The following is a 17,279-nucleotide window of genomic DNA, read 5'->3' on the forward strand; positions in this document are numbered from 1 at the left end:
AGCTCCCGGTGGTCGCGCACGGCCCGTACCCTCGTCCCCATCCGCTCAGCGTAGAGCGAAAACCCCAGGTCGGAGGGCGATCAGAAGCACAGCGGACGCGGGCAACCCGGCGGGCCCGCCGAGCGTGCAAGGGAGCAGGTCCGCCGCCGTCAGCGGGACAGCAGCAGCGCGATCAGCGTCAGCACACCCGGCACGACCTGCACGAACAGGATCCGCTTGTTCGCCGTCACCGCGCCGTAGATGCCGGCGATGATCACGCAGACGATGCCGTAGAGCTTCAGCTGGAAGCCCGTGGGGTCGCTCGCGATCAGGCCCCAGACCAGCGCGAGCGCCAGGAAACCGTTGTACAGCCCCTGGTTCGCGGCCAGCGGCGCACTCTCCTTGGCGAACTCCTCGGTGGTCCCGAACGCCGCGCGGGCGCGCGGGGTGGTCCAGAGGAACATCTCCAGGACGACGATGTAGACATGGATCAGGGCGACCAGCCCGACCAGGATGTCGGCGGCGATCTTCACGTGGTGTGCTCTTTCTCGTCGGCCAGGAGCAGGCGCTCCTCGGTGTCGAAACAGGTGTGGGTGCCGGTGTGGCAGGCAGGGCCGGTCTGGTCGACGCGCAGCAGGACGGTGTCGCCGTCGCAGTCGATGCGGACCTCGCGGACGTGCTGGTAGTGCCCGGACGTCTCGCCCTTGACCCACAGCTTCTGCCGGCTGCGGGAGAAGTACGTGCCCCGGCGGGTGGACAGGGTCGCCGCGAGGGCGTCGTCGTTCATCCAGGCCATCATCAGCACGTCCGAGGTGGCGTGTTCGACGACGACCGCGGCGATCAGGCCGTCGGCGTTGCGCTTGAGGCGCGCCGAGACGCCCGCGTCGAGGGTCATGCTTCGGCTCCCAGCAGGTGCCGCTTGAGCGGCATCGAGTTCAACAGGACGAACGCGTAGCCGTACCCGACGAAGGACAGGCCGGAGAACACCTTGTTGAACCACAGTTCGGCGCCCAGCAGCAGGAACGCGTGCAGCAGCGCGAACACCACGGTGACGACCAGGCCGCCGACGCGGGCGCTGCCCATCTTCACCGCCAGCCCGGTGGTCACGACACCGCCGAGGATCAGGGCGAGCGCGGGCGTCCGGTAGATGGCCAGGCTCGAGCCCGCGCTCAGCACGGGGATCAGGTCGAGCAGGGCCCACGCCACCGGCAAGCCGATCAGCAGGGCCGCGACGACCTTGACCTCGACGGGGGCGCGCCAGGACTTCATCGGACCTCCACCCCGCCGTCGCGCAGCGCGGTCTTGACCTCGCCGATCTTCAACTGTCCGAAGTGGAACACACTGGCGGCGAGCACCGCGTCCGCGCCGGAGCGCACCGCGGGCAGGAAGTGCTCCAGGGCGCCCGCTCCCCCGCTCGCGATCACCGGCACCCGCACGGCCTTGCGCACCAGTTCGATCAGCTCGAGGTCGAAGCCGTTCTTGGTGCCGTCGGCGTCCATCGAGTTCAACAGGATCTCGCCGACGCCGAGCTCTTCGCCCCGCGCGGCCCACTCGACGGCGTCGATGCCGGTGCCGCGGCGGCCGCCGTGGGTGGTGACCTCGAACCCGGACGGCGTCGCCTCGCCGCCCTCGGGCACGCGGCGCGCGTCGACCGACAGCACGATGCACTGGGCGCCGAACCGGCGTGAGGCCTCGTGGAGGAACTCCGGGCGGGCGATCGCGGCGGTGTTGATGCTGACCTTGTCCGCGCCGGTGCGCAGCAGCCGGTTGACGTCGTCGTTGCTGCGGACGCCGCCGCCGACGGTCAGCGGGATGAACACCTGCTCGGCGGTGCGGCGGACGACGTCGTAGGTGGTCTCGCGGTCGCCCGAGGACGCCGTGACGTCGAGGAACGTCAGTTCGTCGGCTCCCTCGGCGTCGTAACGCCGGGCCAGCTCGACGGGATCGCCGGCGTCGCGGAGGCCGGCGAAGTTGACGCCCTTCACGACCCGGCCCGCGTCGACGTCGAGACAGGGGATCACCCGCACCGCGACAGACATGGTCACCAGCGTAGTCAAGGGCGTTCTAAGCTCGGGCAATGGCACAGGCGGGGCGGCGGCCGGGGCAGACGGAGACGCGGGAGAAGATCCTCGACGCGGCCCGGCACCGGTTCGCGGAGCTGGGGTACGACGGAGCGACGGTCCGCGGGATCGCCGCCGACGCCGGCGTGAACGCGGCCCTGCTGCACCACTTCTTCGGCAGCAAGCAGCAGCTCTTCGCGGCCTCGATGAACCTGCCGGTGAACCCGGCCGACCTGATCCCGGCGATCCTCGCGGGCCCGCGCTCGGGTGTGGGCGAACGGCTGGCGCGCGCCTTCCTGGCGATCTGGGCGGCACCCGAGGGGCGGACGCCGTTCCTCGCGATGCTGCGCGCCGCCGCGACGAACGAGCAGGTCGCGCTCATGATGCGCCAGTTCATCGAGCGCACGGTGCTGGCCGAGGTCGCCCGCGCGCTGGACGTGCCGCCGGTGCGCGTCACCGGGATCGCCGCGCAGATGATCGGCGTCGCGCTGCTGCGGTACGTGATCAAGCTGCCCCCGCTGGCCGAGGCGGACGACGAGGAGCTCGTCGCGCTGCTCGCGCCGGTGGCGCAGTACTACCTCGACCCGGCGCAGGGTGGGTTCGCCCCGGCCACCCCCGCCTAGGCCGCCCGGGTGCGCCCGCCGCTCGCGACCACCCGCGTCACCGGACGAAGATCCGCGGCACGCTCACCCTCGGCGGTGGCGCGATCCGCGGGACCCGGGCGATCTCCGGCGGCACCGGGAACGTGTCCGGCGGCGTGTAGCCGTGCAGTCCGTAGTCGCGGGTCCCGTAGGCGCCCAGGCCGTGGTCGTACGGGTACCGCAGGCTGTAGTAGTCCGGCGGTGGCCGCCGCAGCGGCTCGATGTCGGGCAGGGTGAGCTTCAGCCTGCCCGACGGGTCGTACACCGGCGGTGGCCGCCGCGCGTCGATCGCCTCCGTGACCTTCCGGTCCAGCTCGCCCGGGCCGTTCCGCAGCACCGACACGGTCGTCGCGAACGTGCGCGCCAGGTCCTCCGCGTGCGCGGTGGCGTGCGCGACCGGCTTGCCGACGTCCGTCTGGCGGACCAGGTCCGCGGCCTCGCGGTCGACCGCCGCGCCGAGGTCCTGCGGGGCGCGCAGCACCAGGTCGGCCAGGCGGTCGTACGCCCGGGCGAGCCGGTCCTGCAGGCCCTTGTCCGCCGCCTCGACGAACGCCTGCACCAGCGGGTCCAGGAACGGGACGGCGTCCGTCACCGGTTTCGCGAGCGCCGCGATCCGTTCCGTGGCCACCTTCTCGACCTGCAGCGTCACCTTCTTCCGGCTGTCGGCGACCAGGTCGATGCCCGGCTCGGCCGGCCGCGCGTCGACGACCGCCCGCGCGGCTTCGACCTGCTCCGGCGTCACCTTGCCGGGCGCCGCCCGGCCGGTGGCCTCGACCCGCAGCTCCGGCGCGATCCCTTCGGCCTTCTCCGCACTCACGGTCTCCGCGCGGACGGCGTCGTCGACCGCCGGCAGGCTGATGTCGTACGGCTTGGCGCTCGTGGCACTGCTCCGCGCGGCGTCGACCAGTTCCGGCAGTTGCGTGCCCCGCGCCGCGAGCGCGTCCCGGTAGGACTGCGGGAACGCCGCCTCGACCTTGTCGTACAGCTTTCCGGCGACGCGCTCGGTCAGGCCCGCCTCGATCTTCCGCGTCACCTCGGCGTAGCCCTGCTGCGCCACCTTGAACTTCACCTGCAGGTCCGTGGCCGGCACGCCCACCTGCATGCCGAACAGCGTCAGCGAGGCGAGCGTGGCCAGCCCGGCGGCCGCCGGTCCGCTGTACTTCGTGTAGAAATCCGCGACCCGCCCCAGCCTGGCGGCGGTGCGCCCGCGCCACGGCCCGGCGTCCCGGCGGGCGAGCAGCAGGCAGGTCAGCAGGTAGACGCCGATCAGCACGGCGAACACCGAGAACTCACTGAGTTTCAGGTGGTCCGCGAAGAACCGCGACACCGTTTCGAAGAACCGCTGCAGTGAGATCAGCCAGCCGACGCTCGACGTGTCGCCGAACCACCGCAGGTACGCCGACAGCAGGAAGTACGCCGTCGCCGCTACGCCGATGGGCACGAGGTAGAGCACCCCGAACGAAGCCAGGTGGTATCGGAACCCCGGGCCCTTCCGCACCTGCTCGGCCGTGAACCGCCGCGTGTAGCCGCGGCCGAACCGCACCAGCCCCCAGACCACGCCCACGACCAGCGCGAACGGGCCGACCGCGAAAGCCGCCACGAGCACCATCGAGACGGCCGGAGCCGCCCGCCACTTCCCCGCCGTCATCTCCCCCTCCGTTCTGTCCGGTTCAGGAAAGCACGGCCCCCCGACAGGTTTTCCGAGGCGATCTCCGGCACCGCCGAAGGCCGGGAACACAGCGGAACCGGCACTCACCCGGACTCGTGAACGACGGCGACCGGGGCACCACACAACCCGCCCGACATCTGCTGCTCTGTGACAGACAAAGGTTGCGAACTGGGCCGAACCGGTGAACTCCGTCACTAAAGAAACTTCCCGCCCGCGTGCATCAACTCGGCCGTCCCGGACGTCCATGAAGGTGACAGGCGGGCGAAGGGACGTACGTGGGCTTCGAAGAGTTCGTGGCGGAGCGGCTGGACGGGCTGCTCCGCTACGCGACCGTCCTGACGAACGACCCGCACCTCGCGCAGGACATCGTCCAGGACGTCCTGCTGCGCGCGCAGCAACGCTGGGACAGCATCGACGCCCCGCCGACGTACGTCCGCCGGATGGTCACCAACGAGTACCTGTCGTGGCGCCGCCGGGCCGTGCGGCGGATGGTGCCGAGCAGCCACGAGGTCCTCGACGCCCTTTCGCCACCCGAAGCCGATCCCGCCACCGCCTACGACGAGCGGGACGCGATGCTCGGCCTGCTCGCCACGCTCCCCCGCAAGCAGCGCGCCGCGATCGTGCTGCGATACTACGAGAACTACACGGACGCCGAGATCGCCGCCGTCCTGCGCTGCGGCACGTCCACCGTGCGCAGCCAGATCTCCCGTGCCCTGGCCACATTGCGCGAGGCGCCCCAGCCCGAGCCCGTGCCCCTCACTGCGTCCTTCAAAGCAGGAGCCCCCGAATGACCCGCAGCGACCACGAGACCGAGACGCTGATCCGGGAGAGCCTCGACCGCCTCGCCGCCCGCGCGCCGGACGGCCACGCGGTCCGCGACGCGCTCGCGGACGCCCGGCGCCGCCGCCCGGTCGCGCGGCTGACACTGGTGGCGGCCGCGGTGGTCGTGCTGGTGGCCGGGGTCTTCGTCGGCGCGCAGGTGCTCACGAGCCCGCCGGACCTCGAGCCGGCGGCGGGCCGCCCGGTGCTCGGGTACACCCCAGGCTGGCTGCCCGACGGCTTCACCGAGCAGTACCGCGAGGGCGGCCCGGGCATCGCACCGCAGGTCCGGCGGTGGTCCGCCGGGCCGGCGGAGATCACGCTGTCGGTGTATTCGACGGCCGATCCCGAGTGGTCGGGGCCCGTGCCGAAGGTCGCGTCGGTCCAGGACCAGATCGTGGTGCACGGCCGGATCGCCATGGTCACCGGCGACACCAGCACCGCCGCCCTGCTCACCTGGACGGCCGACGACAAGCACGTGCTCACCGCCCGGGTCGGCGGGGTGCCGGACGCCCGCGCGGTCGCCCAGCGGATCGCCGAGTCGGTCCGCGCGACCCCGGTCGGCGTCCGCGGCGAACTGCGGTTCGGGCCGCTGCCGGCGGGGCTGGCGGAACGCTCGGCCGTCGTCCGGGGTACCGGGCCGGACGACGCGAGCACCGAGCTGACCGCGGCCGACCCGGCCCGCCCGTCGGTCCCGGCCGTGACGGCCGCCGTCGGTGCCGGCTCACCCGGGATCGGCGGCGCCGCAACGATTTCCGTACGCGGCGGCGGGGGGTTCTACTCGGCGCCGAAGGCCGGCGAGGCCGCGCTGGTCGCGGTCCGGCTGCCGTCCGGGCGCTGGCTGACGGTGTCCGGGCCGCAGCCGGAAGCCGTGCTGGTCGCCGTCGCGGACGGCGTCCAGCTCGACCCCTCGCCCGACTACCGCTGGCTCGGCCGGCCTACCAGCTGACCATCGGGAACCAGATGATCCCGAGCCGGCCGAGCACGCGCACGTCCCAGTAGAGCAACGTGAACGTGCCGCCGACGAGCAGCGCCGCGCCCGTCACGGCGGCGATCCGGCCCGGCTTGGCGGCCAGCCAGCGCTGCACGCGCCCGCCCGTCGCGTGCGTCAGGAGCAGGAACAGCACGCCCATGATCACGATGTTGCCGAGCGACTGCAGGGCGAACGCGGCGGCGCCGTAGAAGACGTTGTGCTGCTCGGCGGCGCTGCGGAACATGATCCGGAACAGCGGGTACGGCCGGCCGATGAGGAAGCCGCCGATCAGCGCGCCCATCAGGACCAGGGGCGCGGCCGGGTGCCGCCGGGTCAGCGCGCCGATCGGGTTGCCGATCACGCCCAGCGAAGCCAGGCCCAGCACCAGGAAGGCCAGGCCGACGACGCCGAACGCGACCATCGACTGGATGCTGCGCGGCGTCAGCCCGCTGGCCGGCGCGGTGTCGAACTGCGGCATCCGCGTGCCGACCAGCGCGACGATCACGCCGTAGACGATCGACACGGTCAGCATGCCCGCCGCGATCCAGCCGAGCGGCTTGAGCGTGGTCGCGAACCGCCGTTTCCCGCCCGCCTCGCCGCCGACCAGCGGCGCGACCGCGCCGAACGCGGCGATGTTGCACGCGGTGAACGAGCCGGCGAGCCCGGAGACGAACGCGAACAGCGTCCCGGCGAGCACGCCGCCGATCGGGGTCGCCTTCGCGTCGTAGCCGAGCAGCGTGTTGGCGACGCTGTCGCCGATGACGGAGTCGACGAACGGCGCCGACCAGAGCGCCGTCAACGCGAACCCGGCCAGGACCGCGAGCACCAGGACTCGCGCCCGGTGGACGGGATACGGTCCCGAGCCGAAGAAACCCGCCTGCGGATGAACCGGAACCTGCTGTGTGACGGCCATCTACACCCTCCAGTGTGCGGGAGAAACCCAGGCCCACAAATCGTTGCAGGTGACACCCCTGACGCGCTTCTGCCGTTGTGCGGCTCCGGGTTCGGCCGGACGCCCCCTTGACCGCGGGAACTCGCCGGGCTCAGAATTAAACGCATGACTAATTCTGCCCTCGAGGTCGCCGGCCTGCGGGTCCGCCGGGGCGGCCGGCCGGTGGTGCGCGACGTGAGCTTCGAGGTGCCGCGCGGCGCGGTCACCGGCCTGCTCGGCCCGAGCGGCTGCGGCAAGACGACCCTGATGCGCGCGATCGTCGGCGTGCAGCTCGTCGAAGCCGGCACCGTCACCGTGCTGGGCCTGCCCGCGGGCAGCCCGCCGTTGCGGCGCCGGATCGGCTACGCGACGCAGAACCCGGCGATCTACGCGGACCTGACCGTCCGCGAGGCGCTGCGCTACTTCGCCGCGGTGCTGCGCGCCCCGGCGTCCGATGTGGACCGGGTCATCGGCGAGGTGGGCCTGGCCGGGCACGCCGGGAAGCTCGTCGGCTCGCTCTCGGGCGGCCAGCACAACCGCGCGAACCTCGCCGTCGCGCTGCTCGGCCGGCCGGAGCTGCTGGTGCTCGACGAGCCGACCGTCGGGCTCGACCCGGTGCTGCGCGACGAGCTGTGGGCGCTGTTCCGCCGGCTCGCCGAAGGCGGCGCGACGCTGCTGGTGTCCAGTCACGTCATGGACGAAGCGGCGCGCTGCGACCGGCTCCTGCTCATGCGCGAAGGCGTCCTGCTGGCCGACGGCGCACCGGCGGAACTGCGGCAGCGGACCGGCACCACCGACCTCGAGCAGGCGTTCCTGCGGCTCGTGCGGGTGGCGTCGTGAACCCCGCGCTGACGCTCGCCACCACGCGGCGCATCCTGACCCAGCTGCGGCACGACCCGCGCACCGTCGTCATGCTGGTCCTGGTGCCGACGCTGCTGATGATCCTGCTGCGGTTCGTGTTCAACTCGGCGCTCGTGTTCAGCCACGTCGCGCCCGCCCTGCTCGGCGTCTTCCCGTTCCTGATCATGTTCCTGATCGCGTCGATCACGACCCTGCGCGAGCGGACCACCGCCACCCTCGAACGGCTGATGACGCTCCCCATCGGCCGCCTCGACCTGCTTTTCGGCTACGCGCTGGCGTTCGGCGCGATCGCCGTCGTCCAGGTGGCGCTCGCGGCCGGCGTCTCGCTGTCGTGGCTCGGCCTCGACCTGGCCGGGTCCATCGGAATGCTGCTGGTGATCGCCGTCCTCGACGCGCTGCTGGGCATGGCGCTCGGGCTGTTCGTCAGCGCGTTCGCGCGCACGGAGTTCCAGGCCATCCAGTTCATGCCGGTGTTCGTGCTGCCGCAGATCCTGCTGTGCGGGCTCTTCGTGCCGCGAGAGGACATGGGCTGGCTGCTGCGATGGGTGTCGGAGGTGATGCCGCTGTCCTACGCGGTCGAGGCCCTGAACCGCGTCACGGCTTCGTCGACGGTGGACGCGGTGATCCTGCGGGACCTGGTGGTCGTCGCCTGCTGCGCGCTGCTGGCGCTGGTCCTCGGCGCGGCGACGCTGCGCCGCCGGACGCCCTGACTACCGTGGGCCGCATGGCATCCGAAACGGACCGGCTCGCGGCCGAGCGCTACGTCGTCCTGACCACGTTCCGCAAGGACGGCCGCGCTGTGCCGACCCCGATCTGGGTCGCCGGCGACGGCGGCGAGCTCGTCTTCAACTCGGTGCGGGACGTGGGCAAGGTCAAGCGGATCCGCAACAGCGGCCGCGTCGAGGTCCAGGCCTGCGACCTGCGCGGCAAGAAGACGCACGGCGCGGTGGTGGGCGGCCAGGCCCGGCTGCTGGACCTCGACGAGACCCGGCGGGTCCAGCAGGTGATCGGGCGCAAGTACGGCGTCTTCGGGCGGGTGTCGATGTTCTTCTCGAAGCTGCGCGGCCCGGCGGACCGGACGGTCGGGATCGCCGTCAAGCTGAGCGAGTGAAGCCGCGGAACCCCCGCCGCAGGTAGTTCGGCAGGGCGTTCGGGTGATCGAGGGTCGAGGTGTGCAGCCAGACCCGGCGCGCGCCCGGCACGGTCCACGCGGCCGCGACGACGAGGGTGAGCGCGTACCCGCCGAGGCCCTTCCCGACGAACTCGGGCAGCAGCCCGAACGTCGTGATCTCGACGTCGTCGCCGGCCTGCGGCTCGAAGTCGGCGGCGCCGGCGACCACCCCGCGGTACTCGACCAGCCGGTAGCTCCGGTGCGGCTCGGCGAGCCAGCGCGCCCAGTCGTCGCCGGTCCGCTCCGCGCTCGGCCATCGGTACGGCGTCCCGATCCGGACGTGCAGGTCGCGGATGAGCGGCGACGCCTCGACGGCCCGCAGGGTCACCCCGTCGACCGGCGGCGCCGGGTTGAGCTGGTCGGCCGCGGTCATCTCGAGCTGGGTGACGATCTCCTCCACCGCGGCAACCTAGTGGTTCGAAGCGCCGCTGTCAGCCACTTTTCGGCGTCAACCGGCCGCGCGCATCGCCGCCGCCATGGCCGCCGAGTCGTGGTCCGGCCCGCAGCCTTCGACGATGACCAGGTCGCCCGGGATGTGGTCGGCACGCAGGCGCAGGATCGCCTGGTAGGCAGGCGAGTCGTACCACTCGCGAGCCACCGTGACGTCCGGGAACCCGATCACCACGAGCGCGCCGGGCCACTCGCCTTCCAGCACCCGCACGTCGGCGCCGTGCACGACGAACTTGCCGCCGTAGGGGTCGAGCGTGGCCTGGATGCGTTCGAGGTACTCGAAGACGTCCTCGTGCAGCACCTCGGGCGGACGCAGGTGCGCGATTCCGTAGGCGGTCATCGTGGTCCTTTCGTTGTCCTGAAAGGAACTCTGCCCGCCGGCGCGCACCGCGTCGATTACCCCGAAGGTAATCCTCAGACCTGCGCGACCGCCGCCAGCGCCTCGGGCAGCGTGAACGCGCCCGCGTACAGCGCCTTGCCCACGATCGATCCCTCGACGCCGTCCGACTCCAGGCCGGCCAGCGCGACCAGGTCGTCCACACTGGACACGCCGCCGGAGGCGATGACCGGGGCGTCGGTGCGGGCGACGACCTCACGCAGCAGGTCGAGGTTCGGGCCCTTCAGCGTGCCGTCCTTGCTCACGTCCGTCACGACGTAGCGGGACGCGCCGTCGCGGTCGAGGCGGTCCAGGACCTCCCACAGGTCACCGCCGTCGGACGTCCAGCCGCGGGCCGAGAGCCGGTGGCCGGCTTCGGTGATGCGGACGTCGAGGCCGATCGCGACGCGGTCGCCGTACTCGCCGATCACGCGCGCGGTCCACTCCGGATCCTCGAGCGCGGCGGTGCCGAGGTTGACGCGGCGGGCGCCGGTGGCCAGCGCGGCCTTCAGCGAGGCGTCGTCGCGGATGCCGCCGGAGAGCTCGACCCGCACGTCGAGCCGGCCGACGACCTCGGCGAGCAGCTCGCGGTTGCTGCCCTTGCCGAACGCGGCGTCGAGGTCGACCAGGTGGATCCACTCGGCGCCGTCGCGCTGCCAGGCCAGTGCGGCCTCCAGCGGGCTGCCATAGGAGGTCTCGGTGCCGGCCTCGCCCTGGACGAGTCGCACGGCCTGGCCATCGGCCACATCAACGGCGGGAAGCAGCGTGAAAGTCACACCGGTAACTCTAGGGCGGAGACCCGGGTCACCCGGTCAGAGGGTCGCGAGCCAGTTGCGCAGCAGCCGCGCACCGGCGTCGCCGGACTTCTCCGGGTGGAACTGGGTCGCCCAGAGCGGCCCGTTCTCCACCGCCGCGACGAAGTCCTCGCCGTGGTTGGCCCAGGTGACCTTCGGCTCCTGGCCGGGCAGGCCCGACTCGAGCTCCCACTTGCGGTTGGCGTAGGAGTGCACGAAGTAGAAGCGCTCTTCGGGATCGAGGCCCGCGAAGAGCTGCGAGTCCGCCGGCGCGCGCACGGTGTTCCAGCCCATGTGCGGCAGGACGTCGGCGTTCAGCTTGTCGACGACACCCGGCCACTCCCCGGTGCCCTCGGTCTCCTCGCCGTGTTCCACGCCGCGGGAGAAGAGGATCTGCATGCCGACGCAGATGCCGAGCACCGGGCGGCCGCCGGCGAGGCGCTTGCCGATGATCCGGTGCCCGGCCACCGACAGCAGCCCCTCCATGCAGGCGGAGAAGGCGCCGACGCCGGGCACGACCAGGCCGTCGGCTTCGACGGCGGCATGCGGGTCGGCGGTGACCTCGACTTCGGCCCCGGCGCGCGCCACAGCGCGTTCGGCGGAGCGGAGGTTGCCGGAACCGTAGTCGAGAATCACCACACGAGACACGCCACCCAGCGTAGCCGGAGGGCTCAGCGGCGCTCGAACGAATAGACATCGGTCACCGTGTTGCACGGCGACGGCGGCACGACCTCGACCCGCAGGACCCCCGTCGGCGCGTCGTAGTCGACGCCTTCCGGGGTGAACGTGCCGGTGCAGGTGCTGACCAGCGGCACCTGGCCGAGCTCGCGCACCTTCGCCGTGACGTCGTGGCCGTTCAGCGGCCGGGCGAGGTCGACCTGCAGCAGCTGCAGGTTCGTCGGGTACAGGTCGTTGTCCGGATCCGACGTCGCGCAGACCAGCCGCGTCGAGCTGACGAAGTCGCAGCCCTGGGCGCTGCGGATGTGGTGGTCGAGGTGGATCCGGGCGGCGATCGGCAGGTCACCGGCGACGCGCGGGGCACGCGGGTTGAGGAACGGCGTCGGCGAGACGTAGAGCCGGTCGATCTCGCCGAGCGGGCCGGAGACCAGCCACTGACCGTCGGGAGTGGCCGCGACCTGGGCGTTCGCGTTGGCGGCGGGCTCGTCGGCCTGCAGCGGGTGGACGAACTCCGTGGTTGTCCCGTCCGGCTTGGTGACCAGGTACATCTTCTTGGCCGGCGTCGGCGTGACGGTGTCCTGGTAGACGTCGAAGACGTAGCCGCGCAGGGAGTCGGGGTCGCCGACGTGGCCCCAGCCCTCGTCCTTGAGCGGCTGCGGGATGGTCGCGCCGTTGCGGAAGACGGTCTCGGCGGCGTGCCCGGGCAGCCGGAGCGTCGTGATGCCCTCGCCGCTGACCCGGTTCTCGGCGGTGGTGTGGCCGACCTGGCGCCAGGGGCTGCCCTGAGCGGCGGCGATCCCGGTGCCGCCGAGCAAGGTCGTGGTGGTCAGGGCGAGCAGACTTGCCGTCCGCAGTGCGCGCATGTGCGCTCCTCAGGAGTGGAGACCACGGCGGCGGCCACGCGATTCTGCCATGGGTGGGCGACGCGCCGGAAGAATCTTGAAGAGCGACGTTTCGGTGTCCCGCTCGCTGGGTATCTAGTCACCCGATCGCGGGAGGGGTTCCTCGCGCGCGCCCGGACGCCAGGAGGCGGAGATGGCCGAGAACGATGTGCTGTCCCAGATGCTCGACGCCTGGCGCGACGACGTCGAAAGCGTGCCGTTCCCCCAGTTCAGCGAACTGCTGATCCCGCGCCAGCAGGTCCGGCGGCGGGCCGAGCGGCGCTGCACCGCGCGTCCTTCTGTCGCCCGCGTGACGAACGCCACGCAGGGAACAGACGCCTGACTGTGGTTTCCTGCGGGGACCGCACCGACGCGTCCCCTTGGAGCCCTCATGAGCCGCACCCCGGATCCGCACGACTTCCTGGACCTCGACGCCGGGCTCGCCGAGGAGGAACGCGCCATCCGCGATGCCGTGCGCGCGTACGCGAAGGACAACCTGCTGGACCGCGTCGCCGGCTGGTACGAGACGGGCGCGCTGCCGGCGTCCGAGCTGGCGAAGGAGTTCGGCTCGCTCGGCCTGCTGGGCATGCACCTGGAGGGCTACGGCTGCGCCGGCACCAGCGCGATCGCCTACGGCATCGCGTGCCGTGAGCTGGAAGCCGTCGACTCGGGCCTGCGGAGCTTCGTGTCGGTGCAGGGCTCGCTGGCGATGTACGCGATCCACAAGTGGGGCAGCGAGGAGCAGCGGCAGGAGTGGCTGCCGCGGATGGCCACCGGCGACGCGCTGGGCTGCTTCGGCCTGACCGAGCCGGACGCGGGCAGCGACCCGGGCGCGATGCGGACCCGCGCGGTGCGCGACGGGTCCGACTGGGTGCTGTCGGGCACGAAGATGTGGATCACCAACGGAACCGTCGCCGACGTCGCGGTCGTCTGGGCCCAGACGGACGACGGCATCCGCGGCTTCGTCGTCCCGACGTCGACGCCGGGCTTCACGGCGAACGAGGTCAAGCACAAGCTGTCCCTGCGGGCTTCCCTCACCGCCGAACTGGTCCTCGACGGCGTCCGGCTGCCCTCTTCCGCCGCGTTCCCCGAGGTCCGGGGCCTGCGCGGGCCGCTGTCCTGCCTGAACGAGGCCCGCTACGGCATCCTGTTCGGCGTCGTCGGCGCGGCGCGCGCGTGCTACGAATCGGCGTTGGAGTACACGCTGTCCCGCTCGCAGTTCGGCAAGCCGCTTGCCGGGTTCCAGCTCACGCAGCGCAAGCTGGCCGACCTGGTAGTCGAGGTCAACCGCGCGGGTCTGGTGGCCCTGCAGATCGGCCGGCTCAAGGACAGCGGGCAGCTGCACCACAACCACGTCAGCTTCGGCAAGATGGCCAACGTGCGGTCCGCGATCGAGGTCGCCCGCACGGCGCGGACGATGCTGGGCGCGAACGGGATTTCGCTGGAGTACCCGGTGATGCGCCACATGGCCAACCTCGAGACGGTGCTGACGTACGAGGGCACCGAGGAGATGCACGCGCTGTCGCTGGGCCAGGCCGTCACGGGGCTGGCGGCGTTCCGCTGATCGTTTTTTGTCGGTGGTGGCCGGTAGCTTCTGCTTCGTGACTTTCACCGAGTTCGAAACCGTCCTGGAGCTGCGTCGCTACACCCTGCACCCGGGGCGTCGCGACGAGCTGATCGAGCTGTTCGAGCGCGAGTTCGTCGACCCGCAGGAAGAAGCGGGCGCGCACCTGTTCGGCCTGTTCCGCGTACCGGCGTCCCCGGACGAGTTCTTGTGGCTGCGCGGATTCCGCTCGATGGAGGCTCGGAAGGAGGCGCTGGAGGCCTTCTACTTCGGCCCGGCGTGGAAGGCCCACCGCGAGGCGGCGAACGCGACGATGATCGACTCGGACAACGTCCTGCTGCTGCGCCCGGTCCTTCGCGGTCTGACTTCTCCGCCACCGGGATCGCAGCTGTACCTGTCTGTTCCGGCGCAGCCTTCGGATGCCTTCGCGGTGTTCGAGACCGAGCCGTCGCCGAACAACTTCCCCCAGCTGCCGGTCCGGTCGGACGGCCCGTTTTCGGTGTCGTTCAGCCGCGAGCCCGCGGGAGAGCTGCTGGAGCCGACAGCGCGGTCACTGCTCCGCTGAGAGCAGCTCGGTGAGCCCTCTGGGGTAGAGGATCTTGGTGCCGTCGCGGAAGTCCGCGAAGTCGACCCACCGCGCGGTGGCGTCGTCGTCGAGAATCTTGAACTCGTCCCGGGCATAGAGGGCGGGATCGGCGAACTCGGCGTCGAACATGAAGGCGATCTCGTGCCCTCGGCGGCCTCGCCAGGTGTAGACGTTCTCGAGGACACCGACCCGCTCACCGACCGTCACCTCCGCGGCGAGCTCCTCGACGAACTCGCGTCTGAGGGCGTCCTGGCTGGCCTCGCCGAACTCGATCCCACCCCCGAGCGGCCGGTAGAAGGTCTCGCCCTTGAGTTCGTCGCGCCCTTCGAAGACGAGCAGCGCGTCACCCCGCCAGATGACCCCGAGCGCGATCGGCCGAATCGTGGACGCCATGCCACCCACGCTATCGGCCCGGCGTTCCCGAAGCACCACCCGACAGAGCGCCCCCACCGAACCGGCAACCAGCACCCCGGCGGCCAGCCAGGCCCACCCGGCCCCGAACACCCCGGCACCAGCGACCACCACGATGCCCACAGCAGGCACCGCCCAGGGCGAAACCCCCATCACCACCTCGTCCCACGTTGTCGACTGGGCCTGAATGCTGGCCTAACATGGTCCATTCCTGGAGGGCGGGGTGAGGCGGATGCGCAAACTTCGACTCGTCCTCGCCGGCAGCTTGCTCGCCGCGATGTTCGGTCAGGAATTTCCCTCGACCTCGCACCCCGGGGAAGGGCCGAGCAAGCCGGAGAGTCTGCTCTGTCCCTGCGGTGACGTAGTCGTCAAGAAGCGGGGCAAGTACCGCTGCCAGGGATGCTGTGAAATCTATACTCGTCCGCCCGGGAAGACGTAATCGTGTCGACACCTTCCCTGCCTGACACTGCGGTCGGCCTGGGCGCGAAGATCGGACGATACTTCAGCGTCGTAAGCATTCTTCCGGCACTGTTCCTCACGGTCTGGACCGTCGCGCTCATCGCCAGCGGGGCTTGGAAATCGCGACCGAATCTCTCTACCATGACCGACAGCCTCGGAAAGTGGTCCCTCGCAGGTGCAGCGTGGGTCATTCTCGGCACCGTGGTCGCCGCGTTGTTCCTGCACCCACTCCAGCTCGGGATGACCCGAGTGCTGGAAGGGTATTGGGGCCGCTCTCGATTCGCTCGCGCCGCACTTCGCCGACGCATCGCACATCACCGGAAACGACAAGCGAATCTTCGACGAAAGCAACAACGTTGGCTGATACAACGGAACAAGGTCCTCGACGAGCTCCTGAGAGAAGCTTACGAGGAGAAGCGTTCGCGCAATATCAGAACTACCGACCCGGACCGCTGGACCTCGGCGACCCGGGACGAGCATCGCGACGCGATGCTCGAAACGTGGCGAGCGGCGAATCTCGGCGGCCTGCAGTCGGCTTTGGACTCGGTACCTCGCGCGCTCGCTCGTTACCCCGACGCTGCACGAATGATGCCCACACGTCTCGGAAATGCCTTAAGGGCCGGCGAAGACTCGATCGGCTCTCAGTACGGCTTGAGCACCATGACCACAGCGTCACACATCGCGTTCATCGCGCCGGAAGTCCAGTTGAACTACCTCAGGGACTCCCGTCAGCAGTTGGACACCTCCGTTCGGTTGTGTGTCGTCGCTCTGATCGCCAGTGCGGAATCCGTGGCGGCCATGGTCACCGACGGATGGTGGCTCTGCGGCGCTCTGGTGCCGTACTTCTTCGCCTACATCGCCTACCGAGCGTCGGTCGCGGCGGCCGACGAATACATGGCCGTCGCACGCACGATGCTGGATCTCAACAGATTCAAGCTCTACGAGAGTTTGCACGTGAAACTTCCGCGGAGCTCGACCGAAGAAAGGAGGGCCAACACCAAGTTGATGGCGCTCTTGGGCGGAGATGACGAAGTAACCATGACCTACAAGCACCCCGCCGCCGGTACCCCCAGCACCGGCGCCGCGCCGCCTACTCCCCCAGGAACTCCCTGATCGACAACCCCAGCGACCCCGCGTCCAGCCCGTGCGCCAGGTCGTGGTCCGCGATCTCCCCGTACGTCCGCACCTCCGCGTCCCGCCGCACCCCCAGCGACCGCAGCCGGTGCGGCATGTCCGACAGCGCCTCCGAAACCCAGTACGCCGAAGTCCCCGCCAAGTACGGCTCCACCATCACGACGGAAGCCGAAGCAGCGAGCACCGCAGAACGCAACCCCGCCGCGTCGAAAGGCCGCACCGTCGACGCGTACAACACCGTCACGTCCAGACCGGAAGTAGCCCGCAGCACCCGGTCCAGCACCGGCCCGACCGCCACCACCACCCCGCGAGAACCCGATCGCAGCCGGGTGAATCCCACCCCCAGGTGCGGCGACGCGTTCTCCTGCGCCGACAACCGCAGGTACACGCGCCCATCCCCGGGAATCGACTCCAACAGCAGCCGCCGCGCCTCCGCGGGATGACCCGGGACGTGCACCGTCCACCCCGGCAGCGAATCGATCAACGCCACATCTCCCGGCGCCTGGTGCGTGCGACCCGCCGTCGGCATGTCGTACGACGCTCCGTACGACACCAGGACCCCGCCCAGGTCCTGGTGCGAAAAGTCCAGCTTGATCTGCTCGAACCCGCGCTCCACCAGGAACGACGAGAACGTGTGCACGATCGGCCGCAGCCCCGCCAACGCCAGGCCCGCGCCGGTGCTGACCAGCAGTTGCTCGCGGATCCCGACGTTGATCACCCGGTCCGGGTGCCTCCGCGCGGCGCCGGCCAGCTGCGCCGCCGAAATGTCCGCCAGGACGATCGCGACGTCCGGGTCGGCGTCGAGGATCTGCTCGGTCGTGGTCAAGAACGTGTCCCGCATG

General features: G+C 70.9%; 23 protein-coding genes. 10 read left to right on the forward strand and 13 right to left on the reverse strand.

Annotated features, from left to right (window positions below; all coding sequences use genetic code 11):
• Positions 1-149: 149 nt before the first annotated feature.
• Genes OG494_RS25190 through hisF form a run of 4 tightly spaced genes read right to left on the reverse strand, consistent with a single transcriptional unit; the run spans position 150 to position 2,018 of the window.
• Entirely contained in the window at positions 150-512 is a 363-nt protein-coding gene (locus tag OG494_RS25190) for a DUF1304 domain-containing protein (protein ID WP_328442981.1), read from the reverse strand.
• Positions 509-874, reverse strand: coding sequence for a phosphoribosyl-AMP cyclohydrolase (gene hisI, locus OG494_RS25195; protein ID WP_328442982.1), 366 nt, complete (start codon positions 872-874; stop codon positions 509-511). The genes OG494_RS25190 and hisI overlap by 4 nt, the downstream gene beginning before the upstream one ends.
• Positions 871-1,248, reverse strand: a complete 378-nt coding sequence (locus tag OG494_RS25200) for a hypothetical protein (RefSeq protein ID WP_328442983.1) — start codon at positions 1,246-1,248, stop codon at positions 871-873. The genes hisI and OG494_RS25200 overlap by 4 nt, the downstream gene beginning before the upstream one ends.
• Entirely contained in the window at positions 1,245-2,018 is a 774-nt protein-coding gene (hisF, locus tag OG494_RS25205) for an imidazole glycerol phosphate synthase subunit HisF (RefSeq protein ID WP_328442984.1), read from the reverse strand. The genes OG494_RS25200 and hisF overlap by 4 nt, the downstream gene beginning before the upstream one ends.
• Positions 2,019-2,056: 38 nt before the next feature.
• Between hisF and OG494_RS25210 the strand changes: the two genes are divergently transcribed.
• The gene (locus OG494_RS25210) at positions 2,057-2,662 is read left to right on the forward strand and encodes a TetR/AcrR family transcriptional regulator (RefSeq protein ID WP_328442985.1); all 606 of its coding nucleotides are present in this window, start codon (positions 2,057-2,059) and stop codon (positions 2,660-2,662) included.
• Positions 2,663-2,699: 37 nt separating this feature from the next.
• Here OG494_RS25210 and OG494_RS25215 read toward each other — a convergent pair whose 3' ends face one another.
• Entirely contained in the window at positions 2,700-4,328 is a 1,629-nt protein-coding gene (locus OG494_RS25215) for a hypothetical protein (protein ID WP_328442986.1), read from the reverse strand.
• 296 nt (positions 4,329-4,624) lie between these two features.
• Here OG494_RS25215 and OG494_RS25220 point away from each other — a divergent pair, with 296 nt between their 5' ends.
• A complete protein-coding gene (locus tag OG494_RS25220) occupies positions 4,625-5,140 on the forward strand; it encodes an RNA polymerase sigma factor (RefSeq protein ID WP_328442987.1) in 516 nt (171 codons plus the stop codon).
• A complete protein-coding gene (locus OG494_RS25225) occupies positions 5,137-6,117 on the forward strand; it encodes a hypothetical protein (RefSeq protein ID WP_328442988.1) in 981 nt (326 codons plus the stop codon). Before OG494_RS25220 ends, OG494_RS25225 begins: the two co-directional genes overlap by 4 nt.
• Here the strand turns inward: OG494_RS25225 and OG494_RS25230 are convergent.
• A complete protein-coding gene (locus OG494_RS25230) occupies positions 6,107-7,054 on the reverse strand; it encodes a hypothetical protein (protein ID WP_328442989.1) in 948 nt (315 codons plus the stop codon). The two genes, OG494_RS25225 and OG494_RS25230, sit on opposite strands and share 11 nt — an antisense overlap.
• Positions 7,055-7,198: 144 nt before the next feature.
• Between OG494_RS25230 and OG494_RS25235 the strand changes: the two genes are divergently transcribed.
• From OG494_RS25235 to OG494_RS25245, 3 genes are read left to right on the forward strand one after another with little or no spacing between them, the layout of a single operon-like run.
• Positions 7,199-7,912 (forward strand): ABC transporter ATP-binding protein, encoded by a 714-nt coding sequence (locus OG494_RS25235; RefSeq protein WP_328442990.1) that lies wholly within the window; start codon positions 7,199-7,201, stop codon positions 7,910-7,912.
• Complete coding sequence (locus tag OG494_RS25240; protein WP_328442991.1) at positions 7,909-8,643, forward strand: ABC transporter permease; 735 nt, start codon at positions 7,909-7,911, stop codon at positions 8,641-8,643. The genes OG494_RS25235 and OG494_RS25240 overlap by 4 nt, the downstream gene beginning before the upstream one ends.
• A 14-nt stretch (positions 8,644-8,657) precedes the next feature.
• Positions 8,658-9,044: a PPOX class F420-dependent oxidoreductase gene (locus tag OG494_RS25245; RefSeq protein ID WP_328442992.1), complete on the forward strand. Its 387-nt coding sequence runs from the start codon at positions 8,658-8,660 to the stop codon at positions 9,042-9,044.
• On the opposite strand, the gene OG494_RS25250 is transcribed toward OG494_RS25245, so the two are convergent.
• From OG494_RS25250 to OG494_RS25270, 5 genes are all read right to left on the reverse strand, one after another.
• Positions 9,028-9,504, reverse strand: a complete 477-nt coding sequence (locus OG494_RS25250; protein ID WP_328442993.1) for a GNAT family N-acetyltransferase — start codon at positions 9,502-9,504, stop codon at positions 9,028-9,030. The two genes, OG494_RS25245 and OG494_RS25250, sit on opposite strands and share 17 nt — an antisense overlap.
• A gap of 48 nt (positions 9,505-9,552) precedes the next feature.
• On the reverse strand, positions 9,553-9,894 hold the full coding sequence (locus OG494_RS25255) for a DUF1330 domain-containing protein (RefSeq protein WP_328442994.1): 342 nt from the start codon (positions 9,892-9,894) through the stop codon (positions 9,553-9,555).
• A gap of 74 nt (positions 9,895-9,968) precedes the next feature.
• Positions 9,969-10,706: a bifunctional 1-(5-phosphoribosyl)-5-((5-phosphoribosylamino)methylideneamino)imidazole-4-carboxamide isomerase/phosphoribosylanthranilate isomerase PriA gene (gene priA, locus OG494_RS25260; RefSeq protein ID WP_326955040.1), complete on the reverse strand. Its 738-nt coding sequence runs from the start codon at positions 10,704-10,706 to the stop codon at positions 9,969-9,971.
• A gap of 36 nt (positions 10,707-10,742) precedes the next feature.
• The gene (hisH, locus tag OG494_RS25265) at positions 10,743-11,363 is read right to left on the reverse strand and encodes an imidazole glycerol phosphate synthase subunit HisH (RefSeq protein ID WP_328459018.1); all 621 of its coding nucleotides are present in this window, start codon (positions 11,361-11,363) and stop codon (positions 10,743-10,745) included.
• Positions 11,364-11,395: 32 nt separating this feature from the next.
• Positions 11,396-12,265, reverse strand: coding sequence for a hypothetical protein (locus OG494_RS25270; protein ID WP_328442995.1), 870 nt, complete (start codon positions 12,263-12,265; stop codon positions 11,396-11,398).
• A 172-nt stretch (positions 12,266-12,437) separates the two neighbouring features.
• Here OG494_RS25270 and OG494_RS25275 point away from each other — a divergent pair, with 172 nt between their 5' ends.
• The 3 genes from OG494_RS25275 to OG494_RS25285 are packed head-to-tail and all read left to right on the forward strand — an operon-like array spanning position 12,438 to position 14,412.
• Complete coding sequence (locus OG494_RS25275; RefSeq protein ID WP_328442996.1) at positions 12,438-12,626, forward strand: hypothetical protein; 189 nt, start codon at positions 12,438-12,440, stop codon at positions 12,624-12,626.
• A gap of 48 nt (positions 12,627-12,674) precedes the next feature.
• A complete protein-coding gene (locus OG494_RS25280) occupies positions 12,675-13,847 on the forward strand; it encodes an acyl-CoA dehydrogenase family protein (RefSeq protein ID WP_328442997.1) in 1,173 nt (390 codons plus the stop codon).
• A gap of 37 nt (positions 13,848-13,884) precedes the next feature.
• The gene (locus OG494_RS25285; protein WP_328442998.1) at positions 13,885-14,412 is read left to right on the forward strand and encodes an NIPSNAP family protein; all 528 of its coding nucleotides are present in this window, start codon (positions 13,885-13,887) and stop codon (positions 14,410-14,412) included.
• On the opposite strand, the gene OG494_RS25290 is transcribed toward OG494_RS25285, so the two are convergent.
• Entirely contained in the window at positions 14,398-14,967 is a 570-nt protein-coding gene (locus OG494_RS25290; protein ID WP_442874271.1) for an NUDIX hydrolase, read from the reverse strand. The two genes, OG494_RS25285 and OG494_RS25290, sit on opposite strands and share 15 nt — an antisense overlap.
• A gap of 318 nt (positions 14,968-15,285) precedes the next feature.
• Between OG494_RS25290 and OG494_RS25295 the strand changes: the two genes are divergently transcribed.
• On the forward strand, positions 15,286-16,416 hold the full coding sequence (locus OG494_RS25295) for a hypothetical protein (RefSeq protein WP_328442999.1): 1,131 nt from the start codon (positions 15,286-15,288) through the stop codon (positions 16,414-16,416).
• On the opposite strand, the gene OG494_RS25300 is transcribed toward OG494_RS25295, so the two are convergent.
• A complete protein-coding gene (locus OG494_RS25300; protein WP_328443000.1) occupies positions 16,394-17,278 on the reverse strand; it encodes a transketolase family protein in 885 nt (294 codons plus the stop codon). The genes OG494_RS25295 and OG494_RS25300 overlap by 23 nt on opposite strands.
• Position 17,279 lies beyond the last annotated feature (1 nt).

This window comes from Amycolatopsis sp. NBC_00438 (genome assembly GCF_036026695.1).
Taxonomy (GTDB): Bacteria; Actinomycetota; Actinomycetes; order Mycobacteriales; family Pseudonocardiaceae; genus Amycolatopsis.

Excerpts from the sequence above, each read along its gene's own strand:
- OG494_RS25210 (WP_328442985.1), top strand. The coding sequence starts at position 2,057 with ATGGCACAGGCGGGGCGGCGGCCGGGGCAGACGGAGACGCGGGAGAAG.
- hisI (WP_328442982.1), bottom strand. The coding sequence starts at position 874 with ATGACCCTCGACGCGGGCGTCTCGGCGCGCCTCAAGCGCAACGCCGAC.
- OG494_RS25235 (WP_328442990.1), top strand. The coding sequence starts at position 7,199 with ATGACTAATTCTGCCCTCGAGGTCGCCGGCCTGCGGGTCCGCCGGGGC.
- OG494_RS25230 (WP_328442989.1), bottom strand. The coding sequence starts at position 7,054 with ATGGCCGTCACACAGCAGGTTCCGGTTCATCCGCAGGCGGGTTTCTTC.
- OG494_RS25275 (WP_328442996.1), top strand. The coding sequence starts at position 12,438 with ATGGCCGAGAACGATGTGCTGTCCCAGATGCTCGACGCCTGGCGCGAC.
- OG494_RS25270 (WP_328442995.1), bottom strand. The coding sequence starts at position 12,265 with ATGCGCGCACTGCGGACGGCAAGTCTGCTCGCCCTGACCACCACGACC.
- OG494_RS25300 (WP_328443000.1), bottom strand. The coding sequence starts at position 17,278 with ATGCGGGACACGTTCTTGACCACGACCGAGCAGATCCTCGACGCCGAC.
- OG494_RS25225 (WP_328442988.1), top strand. The coding sequence starts at position 5,137 with ATGACCCGCAGCGACCACGAGACCGAGACGCTGATCCGGGAGAGCCTC.
- OG494_RS25200 (WP_328442983.1), bottom strand. The coding sequence starts at position 1,248 with ATGAAGTCCTGGCGCGCCCCCGTCGAGGTCAAGGTCGTCGCGGCCCTG.
- OG494_RS25280 (WP_328442997.1), top strand. The coding sequence starts at position 12,675 with ATGAGCCGCACCCCGGATCCGCACGACTTCCTGGACCTCGACGCCGGG.
- hisF (WP_328442984.1), bottom strand. The coding sequence starts at position 2,018 with ATGTCTGTCGCGGTGCGGGTGATCCCCTGTCTCGACGTCGACGCGGGC.
- OG494_RS25215 (WP_328442986.1), bottom strand. The coding sequence starts at position 4,328 with ATGACGGCGGGGAAGTGGCGGGCGGCTCCGGCCGTCTCGATGGTGCTC.
- OG494_RS25245 (WP_328442992.1), top strand. The coding sequence starts at position 8,658 with ATGGCATCCGAAACGGACCGGCTCGCGGCCGAGCGCTACGTCGTCCTG.
- OG494_RS25255 (WP_328442994.1), bottom strand. The coding sequence starts at position 9,894 with ATGACCGCCTACGGAATCGCGCACCTGCGTCCGCCCGAGGTGCTGCAC.